At 64.8% G+C, this 20,397-nt stretch carries 17 protein-coding genes; 11 read left to right on the forward strand and 6 right to left on the reverse strand.

The features are described 5' to 3' along the window. The first annotated feature begins 364 nt into the window (after window positions 1-364). The 8 genes from PMO31116_RS12215 (at window position 365) to PMO31116_RS12250 (ending at window position 9,937) form a co-directional block, all read left to right on the forward strand. Complete coding sequence (locus PMO31116_RS12215; RefSeq protein ID WP_150566951.1) at window positions 365-598, forward strand: hypothetical protein; 234 nt, start codon at window positions 365-367, stop codon at window positions 596-598. A gap of 99 nt (window positions 599-697) precedes the next feature. Further along, window positions 698-1,165 (forward strand): GNAT family N-acetyltransferase, encoded by a 468-nt coding sequence (locus PMO31116_RS12220; protein ID WP_150566952.1) that lies wholly within the window; start codon window positions 698-700, stop codon window positions 1,163-1,165. A 117-nt stretch (window positions 1,166-1,282) separates the two neighbouring features. Next, the gene (locus tag PMO31116_RS12225) at window positions 1,283-3,214 is read left to right on the forward strand and encodes an ATP-binding cassette domain-containing protein (RefSeq protein WP_150566953.1); all 1,932 of its coding nucleotides are present in this window, start codon (window positions 1,283-1,285) and stop codon (window positions 3,212-3,214) included. 303 nt (window positions 3,215-3,517) lie between these two features. Beyond that, the gene (locus PMO31116_RS12230) at window positions 3,518-5,497 is read left to right on the forward strand and encodes a DNA topoisomerase IV subunit B (RefSeq protein ID WP_150566954.1); all 1,980 of its coding nucleotides are present in this window, start codon (window positions 3,518-3,520) and stop codon (window positions 5,495-5,497) included. 105 nt (window positions 5,498-5,602) lie between these two features. Further along, on the forward strand, window positions 5,603-6,022 hold the full coding sequence (locus PMO31116_RS12235; RefSeq protein WP_174971241.1) for a DUF4399 domain-containing protein: 420 nt from the start codon (window positions 5,603-5,605) through the stop codon (window positions 6,020-6,022). Then, entirely contained in the window at window positions 6,003-6,938 is a 936-nt protein-coding gene (locus PMO31116_RS12240) for a lytic transglycosylase domain-containing protein (protein ID WP_150566955.1), read from the forward strand. The genes PMO31116_RS12235 and PMO31116_RS12240 overlap by 20 nt, the downstream gene beginning before the upstream one ends. Window positions 6,939-7,135: 197 nt before the next feature. Beyond that, window positions 7,136-9,472: a DNA topoisomerase IV subunit A gene (gene parC, locus PMO31116_RS12245; protein WP_150566956.1), complete on the forward strand. Its 2,337-nt coding sequence runs from the start codon at window positions 7,136-7,138 to the stop codon at window positions 9,470-9,472. Window positions 9,473-9,484: 12 nt separating this feature from the next. Continuing rightward, the gene (locus PMO31116_RS12250; protein ID WP_023596734.1) at window positions 9,485-9,937 is read left to right on the forward strand and encodes a CopD family protein; all 453 of its coding nucleotides are present in this window, start codon (window positions 9,485-9,487) and stop codon (window positions 9,935-9,937) included. A gap of 5 nt (window positions 9,938-9,942) precedes the next feature. On the opposite strand, the gene PMO31116_RS12255 is transcribed toward PMO31116_RS12250, so the two are convergent. After that, window positions 9,943-10,866 carry a LysR substrate-binding domain-containing protein gene (locus tag PMO31116_RS12255; protein WP_150566957.1) on the reverse strand — a complete coding sequence of 308 codons (924 nt, stop codon included), beginning with the start codon at window positions 10,864-10,866 and terminating at the stop codon, window positions 9,943-9,945. A gap of 141 nt (window positions 10,867-11,007) precedes the next feature. Here PMO31116_RS12255 and PMO31116_RS12260 point away from each other — a divergent pair, with 141 nt between their 5' ends. Continuing rightward, window positions 11,008-12,273, forward strand: coding sequence for an MFS transporter (locus PMO31116_RS12260; protein WP_150566958.1), 1,266 nt, complete (start codon window positions 11,008-11,010; stop codon window positions 12,271-12,273). A 111-nt stretch (window positions 12,274-12,384) separates the two neighbouring features. Here the strand turns inward: PMO31116_RS12260 and PMO31116_RS12265 are convergent, their stop codons facing one another. From PMO31116_RS12265 to PMO31116_RS12285, 5 genes are all read right to left on the reverse strand, one after another. After that, window positions 12,385-12,840, reverse strand: a complete 456-nt coding sequence (locus PMO31116_RS12265) for a RidA family protein (protein WP_023873801.1) — start codon at window positions 12,838-12,840, stop codon at window positions 12,385-12,387. A gap of 170 nt (window positions 12,841-13,010) precedes the next feature. Then, a complete protein-coding gene (locus tag PMO31116_RS12270; RefSeq protein WP_150566959.1) occupies window positions 13,011-14,201 on the reverse strand; it encodes an aminotransferase-like domain-containing protein in 1,191 nt (396 codons plus the stop codon). Between the two features lie 142 nt (window positions 14,202-14,343). Next, entirely contained in the window at window positions 14,344-15,240 is an 897-nt protein-coding gene (locus PMO31116_RS12275) for a DMT family transporter (RefSeq protein ID WP_150566960.1), read from the reverse strand. Between the two features lie 73 nt (window positions 15,241-15,313). Continuing rightward, window positions 15,314-16,000, reverse strand: coding sequence for a VOC family protein (locus PMO31116_RS12280; RefSeq protein WP_150566961.1), 687 nt, complete (start codon window positions 15,998-16,000; stop codon window positions 15,314-15,316). A gap of 88 nt (window positions 16,001-16,088) precedes the next feature. Beyond that, a complete protein-coding gene (locus tag PMO31116_RS12285; protein WP_150566962.1) occupies window positions 16,089-16,451 on the reverse strand; it encodes a DUF2917 domain-containing protein in 363 nt (120 codons plus the stop codon). A gap of 291 nt (window positions 16,452-16,742) precedes the next feature. On the opposite strand from PMO31116_RS12285, the gene PMO31116_RS12290 reads away from it, so the two are divergent. Both PMO31116_RS12290 and htpG read left to right on the forward strand, forming a co-directional pair. After that, window positions 16,743-18,188, forward strand: a complete 1,446-nt coding sequence (locus PMO31116_RS12290; protein WP_150566963.1) for an aminotransferase-like domain-containing protein — start codon at window positions 16,743-16,745, stop codon at window positions 18,186-18,188. A gap of 240 nt (window positions 18,189-18,428) precedes the next feature. Then, window positions 18,429-20,315: a molecular chaperone HtpG gene (gene htpG, locus PMO31116_RS12295; protein ID WP_150566964.1), complete on the forward strand. Its 1,887-nt coding sequence runs from the start codon at window positions 18,429-18,431 to the stop codon at window positions 20,313-20,315. Window positions 20,316-20,397: the final 82 nt, after the last annotated feature.

A 20,397-nucleotide genomic window follows, 5' to 3' on the forward strand; every position in this document is an offset into this window, starting at 1 on the left:
TCCAGGCGTTCCCGCCGCCATCCGTGTCGGATGAGCGGTCATCGTTCCCCGAACCAGGAAGTCGTTCAGCTCACCCGCCTTGCGCCAGGTTTGCGCAATGCAGGTGCGCACGCGAGCTTGCACCGTCTTGCATCGCATTCGCGCTCAGGCGCATCGGACATGACCCGACCTCTCGAGCCCCGTAGGGCTCATGTTGCTTGAGTCGCTTGTGTCGGTCACGCGAATGTCGTGTGTTTGTCACATTCGGTCGCTACGCTGCGTGCACTTCACGGAAACATTTGTGCAAATTTGCACTCTCATCACCGTAAGCCGATTCGAGAGGAATAGTTATCAGTAAAATTTTTTGCAGCAGGAAACATACAAAATGAAAACAATGCAATATCAGGAATTCCAGTACAGCGTTCATGCCGTCGAGCGCGACAATGCTCGCTGGGACGCGTTCTACGAGATTCACCGCCCGACCCGTCAGGGCCTCGAAAAGGTGGGGGCGTACCAGGTGCAGACCGCCTATGGTTTCGCCACGCAGGGCAACGCCCTCGACGACGCGGAGCGTAACGCCCGGGCCGATATCGAGCAGGGCATCGTCTATTATCAGTAAGCCGGTTTTTCCCTTCCCCCCGATGTGCGAGATGCGGCATCGTCGTTTGGCGACGGTGCTATAGTCCCGCCTTTGCGTCGCAAGGCTGGGGAGTCGGGAATGGAATGGATGTGCAAGTCGTTCGATGAACTGGGCGCCACGTTGCTCTACCGCATTCTGGCCGCGCGCAACGCGGTGTTCGTGGTGGAGCAGCAATGCCCGTATCAGGACATCGACGGTCGCGACCCTCAAAGCCTGCATCTTGTCGCGCAATCGCGGGACGCGTCGAATCAGCCACGGATTGCCGCGTACCTGCGGCTGTTGCCTCCGGGGCTGGCCTACGACGAAGCGTCGATCGGGCGGGTGATTACGGCGGCGTCGCACCGGGGCACCGGGCTTGGGCGCGAATTGCTCTCACGCGCCGTGGCCATCGCCGAAGCGAAATGGCCGCAAGCCCCGCTGCGAATCGGCGCGCAGGCGCATCTCGAGGCGTTTTACGGCAGCTTCGGATTCGTCAAGGCGAGCGAGCCCTATGACGAAGACGGCATCATGCACATCGAAATGGTGCGCGCGCCAGTCAACCCATAGGTGTGCGTCGGCATGGCGGCGCGGCGAATGTCGCCGCCGCCGGTTCCGCAATTTCGGCCGGGGCAATACGCCCGGCACTACAATATCTCCCATCGCAGTTCACGCGTTTCCCGACACATGGCCTTGTACTCCATCACGGGCGCCCAGTTGGCGTTCGGTCACGTGGCATTGCTCGACAATGCCGATTTTTCGCTCGAAGCCGGTGAGCGCGTCGGACTTATCGGACGCAATGGCGCCGGCAAGTCGTCGCTGCTCAAGATCGTGGCGGGGCTGACCGCGCCCGACGACGGCCTTGTTGCGCGTCAGGCAGGCTTGAACACGGTCTACGTACCGCAGGAGCCGCAATTCGATCCGGCACAAAGCGTGTTCGACGCGGTCGCGCTTGGACTGGGCGATCTGCACGTGATGCTGTCCGACTACGATCACACCGCCGCGGCGCTCGCGGACGCACCGGAGGGCGCGGAGCACGACGCGCTGCTTGCCCGCCTGAACAGTTTGCAGTCGTCGCTCGACGCTGCCGACGCCTGGCAACTCAAGACGCGGGTGGAGACCACCATCGCGCAGCTCGGCCTCGATGGCCATGCTCGCGTGGGCGCGCTCTCCGGCGGGATGCAAAAGCGTGTTTCGCTCGCACAGGCCTGGGTGGCGAAGCCCGACGTGATGCTGCTCGACGAACCGACCAACCACCTCGATTTCGAGGCGATTCGCTGGCTCGAAGAGTTGCTGATCGGTTATCGCGGCGCGCTGCTGTTCATCACGCACGACCGCAGCTTCCTCGATCGCGTTGCCACGCGCATCGTCGAGCTCGATCGCGGCCGTCTGCTCTCCTACCCGGGCAATTTCACGCAATATCAGGAACGCAAGGCCGCCCAGCTCGAGGTCGAGCGCGTGGAGAACGAGAAGTTCGACAAGTTGCTCGCGCAGGAAGAAGTCTGGATCCGCAAGGGCGTGGAGGCGCGTCGCACGCGCAGTGTGTCGCGCATCGAGCGGCTCAAGACGATGCGCAACGAGCGGGCCGAGCGTCGCGAGATCCAGGGCAACGTGCGCATGGACGTTGCGCAGGCCGAAAAGTCGGGCAAGATCGTCGCGGAACTGACGAACGTCACCAAGTCCTACGGTGGTCGGGTGATCGTGCGCGACTTCTCGGCAACGCTCATGCGCGGCGACAAGGTCGGTCTCGTGGGGCCGAACGGCGTGGGCAAGACCACCATGCTCAAGCTCATCCTCGGCGAAATCGCACCGGACAGCGGACAGATTCGCGTGGGCACGAACCTGCAGGTGGCGTACTTCGATCAGATGCGCGCGCAACTCGACCCGGAACGCAATCTGCTCGACACGATCAGCCCTGGCAGCGACTGGATCGAAATCAACGGCACGCGCAAGCATGTCATGAGCTATCTGGGTGATTTCCTGTTTTCGCCGGAGCGCGCCCGATCCCCGGTGAAATCGCTCTCCGGCGGTGAGCGCAATCGTTTGCTTCTCGCGCGGTTGTTCGCGCGTCCGGCCAATGTGCTGGTGCTCGACGAACCGACCAACGATCTGGATATCCCCACGCTCGAACTGCTCGAGGAGCTGCTCGAGGAGTACAGCGGCACCGTGTTCCTGGTGAGTCACGACCGAACGTTCCTCGACAACGTCGTGACCTCCGTGATCGCCGCCGAGGGCGATGGCCACTGGCGCGAATATGTCGGCGGCTTCACCGACTGGCAGGTGCAAAGCGAGCGCGCGGCGGCGCTTTCGGCGCAGCGTGCCCCGACAGACGAAGCGCCGAAGGAAGCCGCGGGCGCACCCCGACGCGGCACGAACCGCACGGTCAAGCTCAGCTACAAGGAGCAGCGCGAACTCGACGCGCTGCCCGAGCGCATCGCCGCGCTCGAAAACGAGCAGAAAGACGCGGCCGCCAGGCTCGAGGACGGTTCGATCTTTGTGAAAGATCCGTCGGCGGGGGCGGCGCTGTCCGAACGTTTCGAAGCGATTGAACTGGAGTTGCTCGAGGCGCTCGAACGCTGGGAAGTGCTCGAGGCGAAGCAGCGCGGCGAGAGCGCCTGATTGCGCCAGTCACGTTGCAACAGGCTTTGCGACACGAAAGACACGCAGGCGGCCGTTTGTCCGGCCGTCCTGCCTTGGCACCGCGGCGCGCCGGCCCGAAGGCGCTGCGAGTGACAGTACAATAGACCGCGTTCATGCGGTGCCGTCCGCGCGTCGGACGGCACCGAGTGCCCATTATGTGGGCGCCGCAACTCAAGTCGTTGATCCGGCGTCACTTTTGTCATGTGTTAATGGGTTTTCCCCGTGGTTGTCCACAGGAAGTGTGGATAATCGCCGGGCGCCGAACCCCAATTCAGTCACGCTATGTCGAAAAAAAATACGCCTGCCCAGTACAGCGAAGCGTCCATCAAGGTCCTCAAGGGCCTTGAGCCGGTCAAGCAACGCCCGGGCATGTACACCCGCACGGAAAACCCGCTGCACATCATTCAGGAAGTCATCGACAACGCGTCGGACGAAGCGCTTGGCGGGTACGGCAAGCAGATTCTCGTCACCCTGAACAGGGATGGCTCCGTGAGCGTCGAGGACGACGGTCGCGGGATTCCGGTCGGCCTCCATCCGGAGGAAGGGGTGCCGGTGGTGGAAATCGTCTTCACGCGCCTGCACGCCGGTGGCAAGTTCGACAAGGCTGCCGGGGGCGCCTACACCTTCTCGGGCGGCCTCCACGGGGTGGGCGTGTCGGTGACGAACGCTCTGGCCACGCGGCTGGCCGTGACGGTCTGGCGCGACGGCCAGGTCTCCGAGCTCGAATTCGCCGACGGCGGCAACGTCAGCGTGGCGCTGCATTCGCGAGCGGCGCAACGTGGTGAGAAGAAGAGTGGCACGCGTGTCACGGTCTGGCCGGACGCCCGATACTTCGACAGCCCCACATTGCCGCTGGGCGAGTTGCAACGCCTGCTGCGCTCGAAGGCCGTACTGTTGCCGGGCGTGCGCGTCACGTTGCGCCAGGAGAAGAACGGCGAAGAGCAGAGCTGGTTCTATGAGCATGGCCTGCGAGGGTATCTGGTCGAATCGCTCAACGGCGCGGAGCCGCTCATCCCGTTGTTCGAAGGCGAGCGTTTCGCCGACGGCAGCGAAGACAGCTTCGCGGAAGGCGAGGGCGCCGCGTGGGTCGTGGCCTGGACGGAAGACGGTGCCCAGGTGCGGGAGTCGTACGTCAACCTGATTCCCACGCCGGCCGGCGGCACGCATGAATCCGGCCTGCGCGAGGGGTTGTTCCAGGCCGTGCGCGGCTTCATCGAACTGCACAATCTCCAGCCCAAGGGCGTGAAACTGCTGCCCGAAGACGTCTTCTCGCGCGTGTCGTTCGTGCTCTCCGCCAAGGTGCTCGATCCGCAGTTCCAGGGACAGATCAAGGAACGCCTGAACAGTCGCGACGCCGTGCGTCTCGTGTCGTCGTTCACGCGCCCCGCGCTTGAGCTGTGGCTCAATCATCATGTGGAGCACGGCAAGAAGCTCGCCGAGCTCGTGATCCGGCAGGCACAGGCCCGCACGCGCGCCGGTCAGAAGATCGAGAAGAAGAAGAGTTCCGGCGTGGCGGTGCTGCCGGGCAAGTTGACCGATTGCGAGACCGAGGACATCACGCGCAACGAACTCTTCCTCGTGGAGGGCGACTCGGCGGGCGGGTCGGCGAAGATGGGGCGTGACAAGGAGTTTCAGGCGATTCTGCCGTTGCGCGGCAAGGTGCTCAACACGTGGGAGACCGAGCGCGACCGCCTCTTCGCCAACAACGAAGTGCACGATATCGCCGTGGCCATCGGTGTGGATCCGCACGGCGCGAACGATACGCCTGACCTGTCGAACCTGCGCTACGGGAAGATCTGCATCCTCTCCGATGCTGACGTCGATGGTTCGCATATCCAGGTGCTGCTGCTCACACTATTCTTCCGGCATTTTCCGCAACTCATCGCCAAGGGCCACGTCTACGTTGCGCGTCCGCCGCTGTATCGCGTGGATGCGCCGGCCCGTGGCAAGAAGCCCGCGCAGAAGCTCTACGCGCTGGACGAAGGCGAACTCGAGTCGATTCTCGACAAGCTGCGCAAGGACGGGGTGCGCGAGACCGCGTGGTCGATCAGCCGTTTCAAGGGGCTGGGCGAGATGAGCGCGGAGCAGCTCTGGGAAACGACCATGAACCCTGATACCCGCCGGCTGAGCCCGGTGGCGCTCGGCGGCCTCGATTTCGATGCCACTGTCGCACGCATGAACATGCTCATGGGCAAGGGCGAGGCGGCCCAGCGCCGCAGCTGGCTCGAAGCCAAGGGCAATGAAGTCGAAGCCGACATCTGAAGGGCTCGCAATGTTTCCTATGATGGGAGCCTCACGCACGTCCTGACGAGCGTGAGCGCTCACATGATGGGATAATCCAACCTCCACCCTACCGGGAGTCGCGTTATGTTGCGTTCCATGCGTTGCATTGTCGTGCCGTTGGCGTTGGCGTGCGCCAGCACTGCGGTTCTGGCACAGGCGGCCCAGCCGCGCGTCTTCTTCGTGGCGCCGGCCAATGGTGCCGTGGTGAGCAACCCGGTGGTGGTCAAGTTCGGCGTCGAAGGCATGGCGATCAAACCGGCCGGGGAAGGGGTGCCCAACACCGGCCATCACCATCTCATCATCGACGGCGATCCGATTCCGGCAGGTCAGGTCGTACCCGCAGACGACTCGCATCTGCATTTCGGCAAGGGCCAGACCGAGACGACCGTCAATCTCACGCCGGGCGACCACACGTTGACGATGCAGTTCGCCGACGGTGCGCACCGGTCGTACGGTCCGGCCATGAGCCAGACGATCAAGGTGCATGTCAAAGGCCAGCAATAATCAACTTCCGGTGACGGATCGGCTTCGCGCGATCCGTCGGCCCGCGTCCCTGAGGCGTTTTGCGGGCGCCGCGCTGGCAGCCGCGCTGCTTGCCGCGACATCGCTCGCGCACGCCGAACTCTATGGCTATGTCGACGAGAACGGTGTCGCGCACCTTGCTGCCCGCAAGCTCGATGCACGTTATCGCCTGGTGCTTGGCACGGGCGGCAATGTCGACCTGCGCACGTCGCAGGGCGGTGTCGTCAGCGGCGCGGACCGGTCGCGCCTTTACGACGCGCTGGCGCGTCATCCCAATCTGAAGAAACTCGCGCCCCTGATCGCGCAGGCGTCGAAGCAGTTTCACGTCGATGCGGCGCTGCTCAAGGCGGTCATCGCCGCCGAATCGGGCTTCGACAGCGACGCCGTATCGCCGAAGGGCGCGGTCGGGCTGATGCAGGTGCTGCCGACCACGGGCGAGCGCTACGGTGTGCGTGCCGACGCACGACGCACAGTAGCCGACAAGCTGACCGATCCGCGGACGAATGTCCTGACGGGGGCGCGTTACCTGCGTGATCTTCAATCGCGCTATCCGAATCGTCTCGAACTCGTGCTCGCGTCATACAACGCCGGCGAAGGGGCCGTGGCGCGCCACGCCAATCAGATTCCCCCTTACGCCGAGACGCGCGACTATGTCGCCGCGGTGCTCGAGCTTTACCGCCGCTTCAATCCGGACGCGCCCGTCATCGCTGCCGCCGGCGCGCCACTGCGTGCGGGCGCAGCGAAGGTCGGCGGGGCGCGGGTGAGCGGATCTCGTGACGGGCGCATTCACGTCATCCTCGGCGCGCCCTCCGGTCTGCCAGTCGTGCCGGCGGCGTTGCCCAACGCGGCTGCACGGGAATCGGCGTCGGCGCTGTCGTCGCCGCCGGCCACGGACTAGCGCACGTCCCGACCCCGGGCCACGCCGGACAGTCGACGCCGCCGTCCGGATGCCAACCCCGCATGAATCTGAATTCGCGACTTGCTTTGCCGTTCGCACGTGCTTTTTGCCGAAATGTGCCGACGAGCTTGGTATGATCTCGCGGTCGACGTCTCCCCGAACATTCGCCAAACGTTCGCAGCAAACCCACAGGTTTTATGGAACAAGTAGAAGATCTCTTTACGCAACCGTCGGATGACGACACGCTCACGCTCGGCGCATACGCCGAGCGTGCTTATCTGGATTACGCCATCAGCGTGGTCAAGGGCCGTGCCCTGCCTGACGTTTGCGATGGTCAGAAGCCGGTGCAGCGCCGGATTCTGTTTGCGATGAACGAAATGGGCCTCGCGGCCGACGCCAAGCCGGTGAAGTCGGCGCGCGTGGTCGGCGACGTGCTCGGTAAATTCCATCCGCACGGCGATCAGTCCGCGTACGACGCGCTGGTGCGCCTGGCGCAGGACTTCTCGATGCGCTATCCGCTCATCGACGGTCAGGGCAACTTCGGTTCGCGCGACGGCGACGGTGCGGCGGCCATGCGGTATACGGAAGCACGCCTGACGCCGATCGCGAAACTGCTGCTCGATGAAATCGACGCGGGTACGGTCGATTTCGTGCCGAACTACGATGGCTCGACCGAAGAGCCGCGTCTGTTGCCGGCGCGCCTGCCGTTCGTGCTGCTCAATGGCGCCTCGGGCATTGCCGTGGGCCTGGCAACGGAGATCCCGTCACATAACCTGCGCGAGGTGGCGTCGGCGGCCGTGGCGTTGATCCGCAATCCGAAGCTCGACGACGCGGAGTTGATGACGCACGTGCAGGGCCCGGACTTCCCGGGCGGCGGCCAACTGATCTCGAGCGCCGCGGAGATTCGATCCGCCTATGAAAGCGGGCGCGGCAGTCTCAAGGTGCGTGCGCGCTGGAAGATCGAGGAGATGGCACGGGGCCAGTGGCAGGCGGTGGTCTACGAGCTGCCACCGAACACGTCCGGCCAGAAGGTGCTCGAGGAAATCGAGGAAATCACCAACCCGAAGGTCAAGCTGGGCAAGAAGTCGCTCACACCCGAGCAGCAGAACCTCAAGCAGTCGGTGCTCGGCATGCTCGACGCCGTTCGCGACGAATCGGGCAAGGACGCGCCGGTGCGCCTGGTGTTCGAGCCGAAGTCGAGCCGCATCGACCAGCAGGAATTCATCACGATGCTGCTTGCGCACACGAGCCTCGAATCAAGCGCATCGGTCAACCTGGTGATGGTCGGCGCCGACGGGCGCCCGGGACAGAAGTCGCTTCGCGAGATCATCACCGAGTGGATCGGCTTCCGTTTCGAAACGGTCACGCGCCGCTCGCGCCACCGTCTGGGCAAGGTCGACGACCGGATTCATATTCTCGAAGGCCGCATGATCGTCTTCCTGAATATCGACGAGGTCATCCGGATCATTCGCGAGTCGGACGAACCGAAGGCCGCGCTGATGAACGCGTTCAAGCTGAGCGAGCGTCAGGCGGAGGACATCCTCGAGATTCGCCTGCGTCAGTTGGCGCGTCTGGAAGCGATCAAGATCGAACAGGAACTCGCCTCGCTGCGCGACGAAAAGGCCAGGCTCGAGGAGCTGCTGGCCAACGACAGCGCGATGAAGCGTTTGATCATCAAGGAAATCGAAGCCGACGCGAAGCAATTCGGTGACGAGCGTCGCACGCTGATCCAGGAGGAGAAGCGTGCCGTGGCCGAGGCGCGCGTGGTCGATGAACCCGTCACGGTCGTCGTATCGGCCAAGGGCTGGGTCCGCGCGCTCAAAGGACACGGACTCGACGCGCAGGGCTTTTCGTTCAAGCAGGGCGACGCCTTGTACGGTGCGTTCGAGTGTCGTACCGTGGATCCGCTCATCGCTTGGGGCAGCAACGGCCGTGTCTACTCGGTGGCGGTGTCGCAACTGCCCGGCGGGCGTGGCGACGGCGTGCCCCTCACGTCGCTGATCGAGCTCGAATCGGGCTCGCGTCTGTTGCACTATTATGCGGCGTCGGGCGAGCAGCCACTGCTGTTGGCCACGACGGCGGGCTTCGGTTTCACCACCAAACTGGGCGACATGGTCAGTCGCGTGAAGGCGGGCAAGTCGTTCATGACGATCGACGAGGGTGCCGAACCGTTGGCCCCGACGCCGATCTGGCAGGGTGCAAGCGCAGTGGCGTGCCTGTCGAGCGACGGTCGCCTGCTCGTCTTCGGCATGGACGAAATGAAGTCGCTCACCGGCGGTGGACGCGGCGTGACGCTGATTGGACTGGAAGCGAAGCAAACGCTGGTGTCGGTAGTGCCGATCAGTGAAGCCGGCGTGATCGTGCATGGCGAAGTGCGCGGCGGCAAGTTGCAATCGGAGGCCCTCTCGGGCGCATCGCTGGCGCCGAACATCGGCAAGCGCGCGCGCAAGGGTCGTGCACCGGGCGTCAAGTTCGCCACGTTCAAACCGCGTTCGCTCGAGCCGGTGTTGCCCGCCGCGCCTTCGGCATCCTGACGGGAGTCACGCATGAGCGTTTATGCCTTCAGTTTGTTTTTGCATCTGGTGAGTGTTGCCGTCTGGATCGGCGGCATGTTCTTCGCGCTCGTATGCCTGCGCCCGGCGTCGTCGGAGCTCTCGCCGCAGCAGCGCTTGCCGTTGTGGGAGGCGGCGCTCACGCGCTTCTTCACCTGGGTCGGGGTGGCCATCGTGGTCATCCTGCTCTCGGGCGGACACATGATGCTCGGCATGGGCGGGCTTCACGCGCGCTGGCCGGTGCATGCGATGGCCGGTATCGGCGTGGTGATGATGCTCGTTTTCGGTCACATCCGGTTTGCCCTGTTTCCCCGTTTGCAGCGGGCGGTGCAGGCGCAGTCTTGGCCGGACGGCGCGGCGGCGGTGAACGGTATCCGCCGCCTGGTGATTCTCAATCTCGTGCTCGGTGTGGTGGTGATCGGGCTGGCCGCGTCGCTGCGCGGCTGACCGTCTCAATCTGCCTGCCGCGGCGTCGCTGCGAGTTGCCCGGCCACTTCGCGACACATTGCCGCGAAGGCCTGAACGAGCGGACTGGTGTCGTCGCGACGCTTCGCCAGCAGCAGCGGGGTATGGGCGTCGCGCTCGCTCAGTGCCCTGAAGCGAACGCCCTCGATCTGAATGCAGCGCACTGCCTCGGGCAATACCGCAACGCCCAGGCCGCTGGCGGCGAGCGCGATGATCGTCGTGGACTCGCGCGCTTCCTGCACGACGCGCGGGGTGAATCCCGCGCGCTCGCACATGCGACGGATCTTGCCATCGACCGCGGTCCCGACGTCGGGCGGATGCATGATGAACGCCTCGTTCGCCAGATCCGAAATCGACAGGCTCTCCCGATGCGCCAGCGCATGCCCCTGATGCAGCACGACCACCAGCGCTTCATCGATCAACGTTTCGAAATGCAGCCCTGACGTGGACGGTGCGTCCTCTGCCTGTCGTAGCAGACCGATGTCGAGCGTGCGCTCGGCCAGCGCTTCGCGCTGGCGCTCCGAGGGCGACTCGCTCAGCGTGAGTGTCACGCGCGGGTATCGTTGCCGGTAAGCGGTCAGTACGCGCTTCATGAGATGGGTCATGGGCGCGGAGGTCGTGAACGCGATACGTAGTTCCCCGGCGTCGAGCCCGGCAATCTGCTGGACTTCCTGGCGCGCCGCCTCGGCATCGGCGAGGATCTGGCGAGCGCGCACGAGGAATGTGCGTCCGGCCGCCGTCAGGAAGACGCGTCGCTGAGAGCGCTCGAACAGCGCCACCCCCAATTCCTCCTCGAGGGCACGAATCTGCATCGATAGCGGAGGCTGCCCGATATTGAGCTTTTGCGCGGCTCGACTAAAGTGCAGCACTTCGGCCACGGTAACGAAATAACGTAAGTGCCGTAGTTCCACGCCTGTCCCCTTGCCAGTGCTCGATTGATTGCTTTTATATATGAAAATGTCACTTAAATATATATTGGACGGTGGGTAACGGCAACCCTATCATTCGTTGTATACATTTCATCCTTGGCTCGCGCGAGGCGGGCTGGCGTCATGGCATCAACGAATTCGCTTCCTCTTCCCAAGACCGAGGCGCCAGGTGGCGCACCGGCCTGCGCACTTCCGGCTGGCGTTGCACGCGGCACGCGCGAATATGCCGTCATCAGCCGGGCACTCTTCTTCGGCGGCTTCTCGACGTTTGCGCAGTTGTACTGCATGCAGTCGCTGCTGCCGCTGCTGACCACCACGTTCGGCATCACGCCGGCGCAGGCCAGCTGGTCCGTGTCGGGGGCGACGATGATGATGGCGCTGGGACTGCTCGCGACCTGCGTGGCGGCCGATCGCGTGAGCCGCAAGCGCATGATGACGATCGCGTTGCTGAGTTCGTCGGTGCTCACGATCGCCAGCGCGTTCTCCACCAACTTCGAGACCGTCGTCATTCTCGGCGCGCTCAAGGGGTTGGCGCTGTCCGGATTGCCGGCCATCGCGATGGCATACCTGAGCGAGGAGATCGACCAGCGCTCGATCGGCATGTCGATGGGGCTGTACATCGGGGGCAACATTCTTGGTGGCATGGCCGGGCGAGTGCTTTCGGCCTTCGTCGCCGACATGTTTTCGTGGCGGGTGTCGGTTGCCTTCATCGGCCTGGTCTGCCTCGCGATGGGCCTGGAGTTTGCGCGAAGCCTGCCGCATTCGCGTCGATTCACGCCGCGCCACATGACGGTGCGCGAGGCGCTCGGACATGCACGCCGGCATCTGGCCGACCCGGCGCTACTGGGCCTCTATCTGTTTGCCGGTCTCATGATGGGCAGCTTCGTGAGCATCTACAACTATCTGGGCTTTCACCTGTCGGCGCCGCCGTTCCATTTGCCGCACGCCGCGATCGGCGCGATTTTCGCGATGTACCTGATCGGTGTGGCGGGCTCGTTCATCGCTGGGCCGCTTTCGGACCGTGTGGGGCGTCCGCGATTGCTGTGGGTGTTGGTCGCGCTGTCGCTCGTGGGGTTGCTGACGATGCTCGCGTCGCAGGTGCTGGGTGTGGTGATCGGCCTCGCGATTTTCACATTCGGCTTCTTCGGGGCGCATACCGTCGCGAGCAGTTGGGTCGGACGGCGCGCGACGCAGGGGCGGGCCATCGCTTCCGCGCTCTACCTGTTCTTCTACTATCTGGGCTCTAGCCTGCTTGGCAGTTATTCCGGTGTGATGCTCAAGTCGCACGGCTGGTACGGTGTGATCGGGCTGCTCGCGGTCGCGGTGGTCGTTTCGCTGGGCGTTGCCGTTGCGATGCGCCGCGCCTATGGCAACGTCAAGCCGCTTTGATCGACGCCGAAAACGGCTTCCGCCGAGAGCACAACAGCCACCCGAGGGTGGCTGTTGTCGTATTCACCGTTCGCAAGGCGCGCACGTTGCGCCGCCTTGCGCATGCCGGATTCACGCGAGTTCGGCAATCAGTTCGATCTCGACGCAGGCGTTCAGCGGAATCTGCGCCACGCCGAAGGCCGAGCGGGCATGCTTGCCGGCGTCGCCAAACACTTCCGCGATCAGCTCGGAGGCGCCATTGGTCACCAGGTGCTGCTCGGTGAACTCCTGTGTCGAATTCACGAGGCTCATGAGCTTCACGATGCGCTTGACCTTGTTCAGGTCGCCCGTGTGTGCGTGCAGCGTGGCGATCAGTTCGATGGCGACGGCGCGCGCGGCGGCCTTGCCTTCGTCGACGCTCACGTCCTTGCCGAGCTTGCCGGTCCAGATCTTGCCATCCTTCTTTGGCAGGTGGCCGGAGAGAAACACGGTGTTGCCCGTTTGAGCGCTCATGACGTAAGCGGCGGCGGGGGCGCCGGCGCTCGGGAGTTCGATACCGAGTTGCTTCAGTTTGTCGTAGACGGACATGTACAGCTTCCTTGCAGAGGCGTTGATGAGATTCGGGCCGGCGCAACGAGGACGTCATTGACGTCGATCGAGCGGCACCGGCGGACGCGCTGGCGTTGCGAGGGCGTGGCGCGCCTGCCGCGCCTGGCGCCAGGTCCGCGCATGCGGCACCGCCCTGGCAGGTGCACGGGTCAGGCCGCGCGGCGCGTGAGCGCGTCGGCGACGAGGGCACCCAGACGCGCCACACCGGCCTCGATCTTGTCGGGCGGCACCGTCACGAACGACAGTCGCAGCGTATTCGACTGCGGCGTGCCGACGTAGAACGGGGCGCCAGGCACGAACGCCACGTTCTGCGCAATCGCTTTTTCCAGCAACTGCATGGTGTCGATGCCGGCGGGCAATGTCAACCAGATGAACATGCCGCCGGCGGGCGTCGTCCACGTCGCATCGGCCGGCATGTGCCGGGCAAGCGAGGCGAGCATCGCCTTCGCCTGCGCGGCGTAGAGCGTGCGGATCGACGGAATGTGCTTGTCGAGGAAGCCGTCTTTCACGACTTCGTACGCGATGCGCTGCGTGAGGCTCGGCGTGTGCAGATCGGCGGCCTGCTTGGCCTGCACGAGCTTGGCGATGACGGCCTGCGGCCCGATGATGAACCCCAGGCGCAGGCCCGGTGCCAGCACCTTCGAGAACGATCCCATGTACAGCACGTGCTCTGGCGCGAGCGACATCAGGCTCGGCAGACGCTGACCTTCGTAGTCCAGTTCGCCGTACGGATCGTCTTCGATGATTGCCAGGCCGTCTCGCCTGGCCACGGCCGCCAACGCTTCGCGGCGTGCCATCGGCAGGCGACGACCGGTCGGGTTCTGGAAGTTCGGCATCGCATACAGAAAGCGCGCGCCCTGCACCAACGCCGGCGTGAGCGCGTCTGGCAGCAGGCCGTGGTCGTCGGTCGGCACCGGCACGTATTCGGGCGAGAACAGCGAGAACGACTGCAACGCCCCGAGGTAGCTTGGTGCTTCCACGAGCACGCGGCTGCCTTCGTCGATGAAGATCTTGCCGATCAGATCGAGCCCCTGCTGCGAACCCGTGGTGATCAGCACGTTTTCGGGGGCGAGCGCGAGGCCGTCGCGCGAGTAGCGCTTTGCGATCCATTCGCGCAGCGGGGCGAAGCCTTCGGTCGCGCTGTACTGCAGGGCGGCCTGCGGCGATTCGCTCAGTACGCGATCGGCGGCCGCGCGCATCTGAGCGACGGGGAACGTGGCGGGCGAGGGCAGGCCGCCGGCGAATGAAATGACGTCCGGGCGCTCGGTGACCTTCAGGATCTCGCGAATGGCCGAGCTGGTCAGATTGCGGGCACGTTCCGAATATTGCCAATCATGCATGATGGTCTCGCTTGGATGGTGCGGCGTTTGCTTATCGCCGCGAGTGTCGGACGTTGCGGGTGCCGAAGGCGTGAGGGCAGGCGCAAGCGTCAGGAGGCAGACGTGGGGCGGCGCAAGGATCGCACGCGCCGCCGCCGCGTCGTCAGACCGGTTTGCCCGTGAGTCGCGAGGCGCCGATCTTCATGTTCTTGCCGAGTGCAATCGTCATTACCACGCCTGCGGCGAAGAGCCACGTGACGGTGTCGACCTGTTCGCCGAAGAACAGGGCGGACAGTGCAATCGTGAAGAAAATCTGAAGCAATTGTACTTGGCCCACGCGCGCGATACCGCCCATGGCGAGGCCCGCGTACCACGCGAAAAACCCGATGAACTGCGAAAACAGCGTGACATAGGCGAACGCGCCCCAGGCCTTGCCGCTCACCGGCCACGGCTGATGCCACGCGAGCCAGCCCACGGGTACGAGCAACACCGGCGCTGACAACACGAGTGCCCAGCAGATCACCTGCCAGCCCCCCATTTCGCGTGCCAGCTTGCCGCCTTCGGCATAACCGAGTGCGCCGATGACGACGGCGAGCAGCATCAGACCGTCCGCCGCATGCAGGCTACCGCCCCCGGCGCGCAGTGCGAACGCGATCACCAGTGCGCTACCCGCCAGGGCGCAGACCCAGAAGCCGCGCGACGGGCGCTCGCCGCCGAGCCAGTAGGCGTAGATGGCAACGAAGAACGGCTGCAGGCCGTTCACCACCGCGCCGTGCGACGCCGGAATCGTCTTCATGGCCCACGCGGAGAACACGGGGAAGGCAACGATCACGCCGAGCGAAGTGACGGCGAGGGGCTTGAGCTGACGCAGCGTTGGCCAGCGCTCACGCCGCCACCAGAGCAGCGCTCCCGCGAATATGGCGGCGACGAGCGCGCGACCCAGTCCGTTGAGCAGCGGGTTGACCTCCGCCACGACGATGCGCGTCATGGGCAGCGTCAGGCTGAAAATGAGTACGCCGATCAATCCGATCAGCATGCCCTGCGATTCGCGCGAATTCATGATGTCGCCTCGTGTGTCTCGGGGGTTCGTCTGCCCGCCATGCGTTGTGCCGGGCATCGTGGGCGGCGCTGGATCAGCGCAAGGTGCGCGGCCCGTCGGGGGTTTCGATTTCGGCGGCGAGCGACGGCTCGACCAGCGTGTCTTCAATGCGAATCAAGGCGTCGCCCCCCAGCCATTGCAGTTGCTCGTTGAGGACGCTCGCCCGGGGGTGAAAGCCGCGCAAGGCGGTCACGGCGCAGTCCGAGGACGGCAGCGACTCGCTCGGATGGTGCGGCGAATCCCACTGGATCAACGTCGGCAGCAAGCCCTCGCCGGCGCCTTGCCATGCAGGCAGGCTGCCGTCCTCGGGTACACCGATCCGCCACGTCAGCACGCCGCGCTGCATTTCGATCACCGGCGCGAGGCGCGTCGGGTATTGCGCCTGCCAGCGCGGCAGCGAGCGAGGCCGCTCCACGCGCGCCACCCAGTGCGCCAGATATGGGCCACGCGCCAGCCGTGACTGCACTGCGTCGTCGTCAAGCCCGAACCAGCGCGGGCGCGCAGGTGCGGGTGCCTCCGGATCGATCGCGATGATCTCGAGATAGACCCCGCCCCACAAACCCAGCAAGCTGTTGTGGGTACCCATGCGGGCGTGCTTGCCGCCGCGCTGCGGCACGACGTCCTTCAACCCCAGTTGCTCGATGACATGCGCCTCGCCGGCCTCCAGCGTGGCGGCGGCGACAACGAGATGATCCAGTTTCAGGGCGTGGGGTGCGGACATAGTGGGTTCAGACGACAAAACCGATAGCTTACTCCGGCTCGCGGGGCGCTCGCGCATTCGACAGCATGCTCGGCGACACGATACCGCCTCATCCGCGTAGCGCTCGTGTCGCCGCGCGGCCCGTCAGGCGAGCCGACAGATCGCGCCATACCAGGCGCCAGGCGAGGCGGCCGGCGCGCGGTGAACGCGATCCGGCGATGGCCGAGAGCGTGGTGGCCGGCTGACTCACGCGCAGCCGGGCGCCTTCGTTCCAGGTTCCCAGCCACACGCGCTGGCCCGCGCGGATTTCGAAACTGTCGCCGGCCCGCAACCAGTGGTCGGCGCGCTCGCCCTCCACGGTCAGCCACAACAGGCCTTGCAGAACCTGAATCGATTGCGGCACGTCGGCAGCCGGGCTCTGCCAGAAGACGGTCTGATCCCGGTCCAGTTCGAAGAGTCGGATTTCACGCATGGCGGTCTCCAGTTGAGAGGACACTTTATCGGTTAACACCGGTACAGTACCGATACAGATACGTATCTAATTTTCAGTACAGTTCGGGATTGACAGGGAATCTGGCTGGCGTAAAGTGGCGACCCATGAGCGGAATGGGTCTGACACTTTGGTCAAGAGGCAACTGTCAGCTGAAAGGGCATCCCCTGACGGAGGCGCCCGCCGCAAACGCCGGCACCGGCACAACCGGTGGGTTCCGTAGGTGAGGCGCCGCGCTTCTGTGTTCCGGGGCGCGGCGAAGGTGAGTGGACGATGACGACAACGAACCGCATTTCCCCGTTGGTTCTCGCGGACAACGCAGCGCTCGATACCGCGCGCATGACGCTCGTCGACCAGCTCGTGCATTGGGCGAGCCTGCGTATCGAGGAGCGCGTGTTCCTGCCCGGCATGCGCATGCCCTCGATTCGCGCTTTGGCCGAAGACAAGCGCGTGTCGCGTTTCTCGGTCGTCGAAGCGTATGAGCGGCTGGTGGCGCAGGGTTACCTCGAAGCGCGCCGCGGCTCGGGGTTCTACGTGCGCGAGCGGCCGGTGATGCCGGCGCAGAACGCCGCCGCGCCCATGGTGGCTCAGGGGCCGCTCGATGTGGCGTGGCTCGTGCGCAGCATGCTGCATCAGGTGGCGCCCGAGCGCGGGCCGGGCATGGGATATCTGCCGTCGAGCTGGCTCGACGCCGACATGATGACGTCGGCCATGCGGTCGATGAGCCGTCAGTCGAGCGCGCATCTGTTGCAGGCGGGCAATCCTCACGGTTTCCTGCCGCTGCGCATGCAGCTTCAGACCCAGCTCGCCGAACTGGAGATCGGCGCACGCCCGGAGCAGATCGTGCTGACGTCGGGCATTACGCAAGCGGTCGATTTCCTGCTGCGGCTTTACGTGCGCGCGGGCGACACCGTGCTGGTGGGCGATCCGGCGTGGTTCGTCGTGTTCGGCCGGATCGCGTCGCAGGGCGCCCATACGGTCGGGGTGCCCTATGCCCCCGACGGGCTCGACATGCAGGCACTGGAGCGTCTGGTGCAGCAGCACCGGCCGAAGCTGCTCATCCTCAATTCGATTCTGCAGAACCCGACCGGCACCTCGCTCACGCCGGCGCGCGCATTCCAGATTCTGCGGCTCGCCGAGCAGTACGACTTCATGGTGCTCGAAGACGACATCTACTGCGACCTGTGCCCGCCGCATCAGCAGGTCGCGCGCCTGGCGAGTCTCGATCAGCTCAAGCGCGTGATCTACATGGGCAGCTTCTCGAAGACGCTCGCCGCCAACCTGCGTGTGGCGTTCGTGGCCTGCTCGCCGGCGTTGGCAAAAACGTTCGTCGACCACAAGATGCTGTCGGGCTCGACCACGCCGGAGATCAATGAGCGCATCGTCTACAAGGCGCTGACCGAGGGGCATTACCGGCGCCACGTGGAGCGTCTGCGCTCGCGTCTGGACGAGGTTCGCGACGGCGCGCGGCGCAACCTCGAACGCATGGGAATGCGCATGTTCGGCGATCCGACGTCGGGCATGTTCCTCTGGGTCGACACGGGCATCGACACGAACGCGATCGCGGCGGCCGGTCACGAAGCTGGCTTCCTGTTTGCGCCCGGTGCATTGTTTTCGCCGCGTCAGGCGCCCAGCACGTGGATGCGCATGAATATCGCCTGTTCCAGCGACCCCGCCATGCTGACGTTCCTTGCCAGGCAGCTTGAAATGGCCGCCTGAAGCCCGCAACATGCGGTGTGTGCCACCCGCTGCGGCTGGGCAATCGCCGTGTCTTGTCGTTGCGCGCCGCATCGTCGTGCATCTCGCCGCAAAATAACCCTTCCGGCGGCCTTGAAATGCCGGCCGGCCGTCCCTATGTTCCCGCATGTACCGCCGCTGCGGCAGCGCGCGCGCAAGTGCGTCCGGCGGCGGTTCGCGTCGACATTCCATCCATCTCACCGATTCACGAGGTTCCCGACCATGGCGCAAGAAACCATGAGCTTTCAGGCGGAAGTCAAACAGCTTCTGCAACTGATGATTCATTCGCTGTACAGCAACAAGGAAATCTTCCTGCGCGAGCTGATCTCCAACGCCTCGGACGCCGCCGACAAGCTGCGCTTCGAAGCGATCAACAACGCCGCGCTGTATGAGCAGGATCCGGAACTCAAGATTCGTGTGTCCTTCGACAAGGACGCCCGCACCATCACCATCGAGGACAACGGCATCGGCATGAGCCGCGAGGAGGCCATCGCGCATCTGGGCACGATCGCCAAGTCGGGCACCCGCGAATTCTTCTCGCGTCTGTCGGGTGACCAGCAGAAGGACGCGGCGCTCATCGGGCAGTTCGGCGTGGGCTTCTATTCGGGTTTCATCGTGGCGGACCGCATGACGGTCGAATCGCGCCGTGCCGGGCTGCCGGCGTCCGAAGGCGTGCGCTGGTCGTCGGCGGGCGAGGGCGACTTCTCGGTCGAGACCATCGAGCGCGCCGCGCGCGGCACGGCGATCACCCTGCATCTGCGCGAAGGCGAGGACGAGCTGCTTTCGTCGTGGCAGCTGCAATCGATCATCCGCAAGTATTCCGATCACATCTCGTTGCCGATCGTCATGCGCGGCGAGAAATGGGATGCGGAAAAGCAGGCGATGGTGCCGGCCGAGGCCGACGAAACCGTCAACCAGGCCAGCGCGTTGTGGACCCGCAGCAAGAGCGACATCACGGACGAGCAGTACACGCAGTTCTATCAGCACATCGCGCACGACACGCAACCGCCGCTCGCGTGGACGCACAACCGCGTGGAAGGCCGCAGCGAATACACGCAGCTGCTGTACGTGCCCGGCCACGCGCCGTACGACCTCTGGGACCGCAATTCGCACGGTGGACTGAAGCTGTACGTCAAGCGCGTGTTCATCATGGACGACGCCGAGCAGTTGCTTCCGAACTACCTGCGGTTCGTGCGTGGTGTAGTCGACTCGGCCGATCTGCCGCTGAACGTCTCGCGTGAAATCCTTCAGGAGAGCCGCGACGTGAAGGCGATTCGCGAAGGCTGCACGAAACGCGTGCTGAGCCTGCTCGAGGACCTCGCCGAGAACCAGCAGGACAAGTACACGCAGTTCTGGGGCGCGTTCGGTCAGGTGCTCAAGGAAGGCACGGGCGAGGACCACGCGAATCGCGAGCGCATCGCCAAGCTGCTGCGCTTTGCCAGCACGCACCACGATTCGGCCGAGCAGACCGTGTCGCTGGCGGACTACGTAGGCCGCATGAAGGAAGGTCAGGACAAGATCTACTACGTCACCGCCGAGAGCTGGGTGGCGGCGAGCCACAGCCCGCATCTGGAAGTGTTCCGCAAGAAGGGCGTGGAAGTGCTCTTGCTCACGGACCGCGTGGACGAATGGATGCTTTCCTACCTGCACGACTTCGACGGCAAGGCGCTCGTGAGCGTGGCGCGCGGCGATCTGGATCTGGGCGCGCTGGAAGACGCCGAAGAGAAGGCCGCACAGGAGAAGACCAGCGACGACCTGAAGCCGCTCGTCGAAAAGATGAAGGCAGTGCTCGGCGAGAAGGCCAAGGACGTGCGCGTGACGTTCCGCCTGACCGATTCGCCGTCGTGCCTGGTCTCGGACGAGAACGACATGAGCGGTACGCTCCAGCGCCTGATGAAGGCCGCCGGCCAGAAAATGCCGGAGTTCCGGCCGATTCTGGAGATCAATCCGGAGCACGCGCTGGTCAAGCGCCTGACGGCCGAGAGTGCGGATCTGTCCGACTGGACCCATCTGCTGTTCGATCAGGCGCTGCTCGCCGAGGGCGGCAGCCTGGAGGATCCGGCCGCGTTCGTCAAACGCACCAACGCGCTGCTGCTCGCGGCACGCTGATGGCATTCGCGCGGGCGATGTGCCGCTGCGGCGCTCGCCCGCGCTGTCCCGAGCAGGCAGGGGGGCGCGCAGCCCCCTTATA

Source organism: Pandoraea morbifera (assembly GCF_902459575.1).
Lineage (GTDB): Bacteria > Pseudomonadota > Gammaproteobacteria > Burkholderiales > Burkholderiaceae > Pandoraea > Pandoraea morbifera.

What these genes read in the sequence shown, in the direction of transcription:
- PMO31116_RS12215 (WP_150566951.1), top strand. Translation starts at nt 365, where the DNA reads ATGAAAACAATGCAATATCAGGAATTCCAGTACAGCGTTCATGCCGTC.
- PMO31116_RS12220 (WP_150566952.1), top strand. Translation starts at nt 698, where the DNA reads ATGGAATGGATGTGCAAGTCGTTCGATGAACTGGGCGCCACGTTGCTC.
- PMO31116_RS12225 (WP_150566953.1), top strand. Translation starts at nt 1,283, where the DNA reads ATGGCCTTGTACTCCATCACGGGCGCCCAGTTGGCGTTCGGTCACGTG.
- PMO31116_RS12230 (WP_150566954.1), top strand. Translation starts at nt 3,518, where the DNA reads ATGTCGAAAAAAAATACGCCTGCCCAGTACAGCGAAGCGTCCATCAAG.
- PMO31116_RS12235 (WP_174971241.1), top strand. Translation starts at nt 5,603, where the DNA reads ATGTTGCGTTCCATGCGTTGCATTGTCGTGCCGTTGGCGTTGGCGTGC.
- PMO31116_RS12240 (WP_150566955.1), top strand. Translation starts at nt 6,003, where the DNA reads ATGTCAAAGGCCAGCAATAATCAACTTCCGGTGACGGATCGGCTTCGC.
- parC (WP_150566956.1), top strand. Translation starts at nt 7,136, where the DNA reads ATGGAACAAGTAGAAGATCTCTTTACGCAACCGTCGGATGACGACACG.
- PMO31116_RS12250 (WP_023596734.1), top strand. Translation starts at nt 9,485, where the DNA reads ATGAGCGTTTATGCCTTCAGTTTGTTTTTGCATCTGGTGAGTGTTGCC.
- PMO31116_RS12260 (WP_150566958.1), top strand. Translation starts at nt 11,008, where the DNA reads ATGGCATCAACGAATTCGCTTCCTCTTCCCAAGACCGAGGCGCCAGGT.
- PMO31116_RS12265 (WP_023873801.1), bottom strand. Translation starts at nt 12,840, where the DNA reads ATGTCCGTCTACGACAAACTGAAGCAACTCGGTATCGAACTCCCGAGC.
- PMO31116_RS12270 (WP_150566959.1), bottom strand. Translation starts at nt 14,201, where the DNA reads ATGCATGATTGGCAATATTCGGAACGTGCCCGCAATCTGACCAGCTCG.
- PMO31116_RS12275 (WP_150566960.1), bottom strand. Translation starts at nt 15,240, where the DNA reads ATGAATTCGCGCGAATCGCAGGGCATGCTGATCGGATTGATCGGCGTA.
- PMO31116_RS12280 (WP_150566961.1), bottom strand. Translation starts at nt 16,000, where the DNA reads ATGTCCGCACCCCACGCCCTGAAACTGGATCATCTCGTTGTCGCCGCC.
- PMO31116_RS12285 (WP_150566962.1), bottom strand. Translation starts at nt 16,451, where the DNA reads ATGCGTGAAATCCGACTCTTCGAACTGGACCGGGATCAGACCGTCTTC.
- PMO31116_RS12290 (WP_150566963.1), top strand. Translation starts at nt 16,743, where the DNA reads ATGACGACAACGAACCGCATTTCCCCGTTGGTTCTCGCGGACAACGCA.
- htpG (WP_150566964.1), top strand. Translation starts at nt 18,429, where the DNA reads ATGGCGCAAGAAACCATGAGCTTTCAGGCGGAAGTCAAACAGCTTCTG.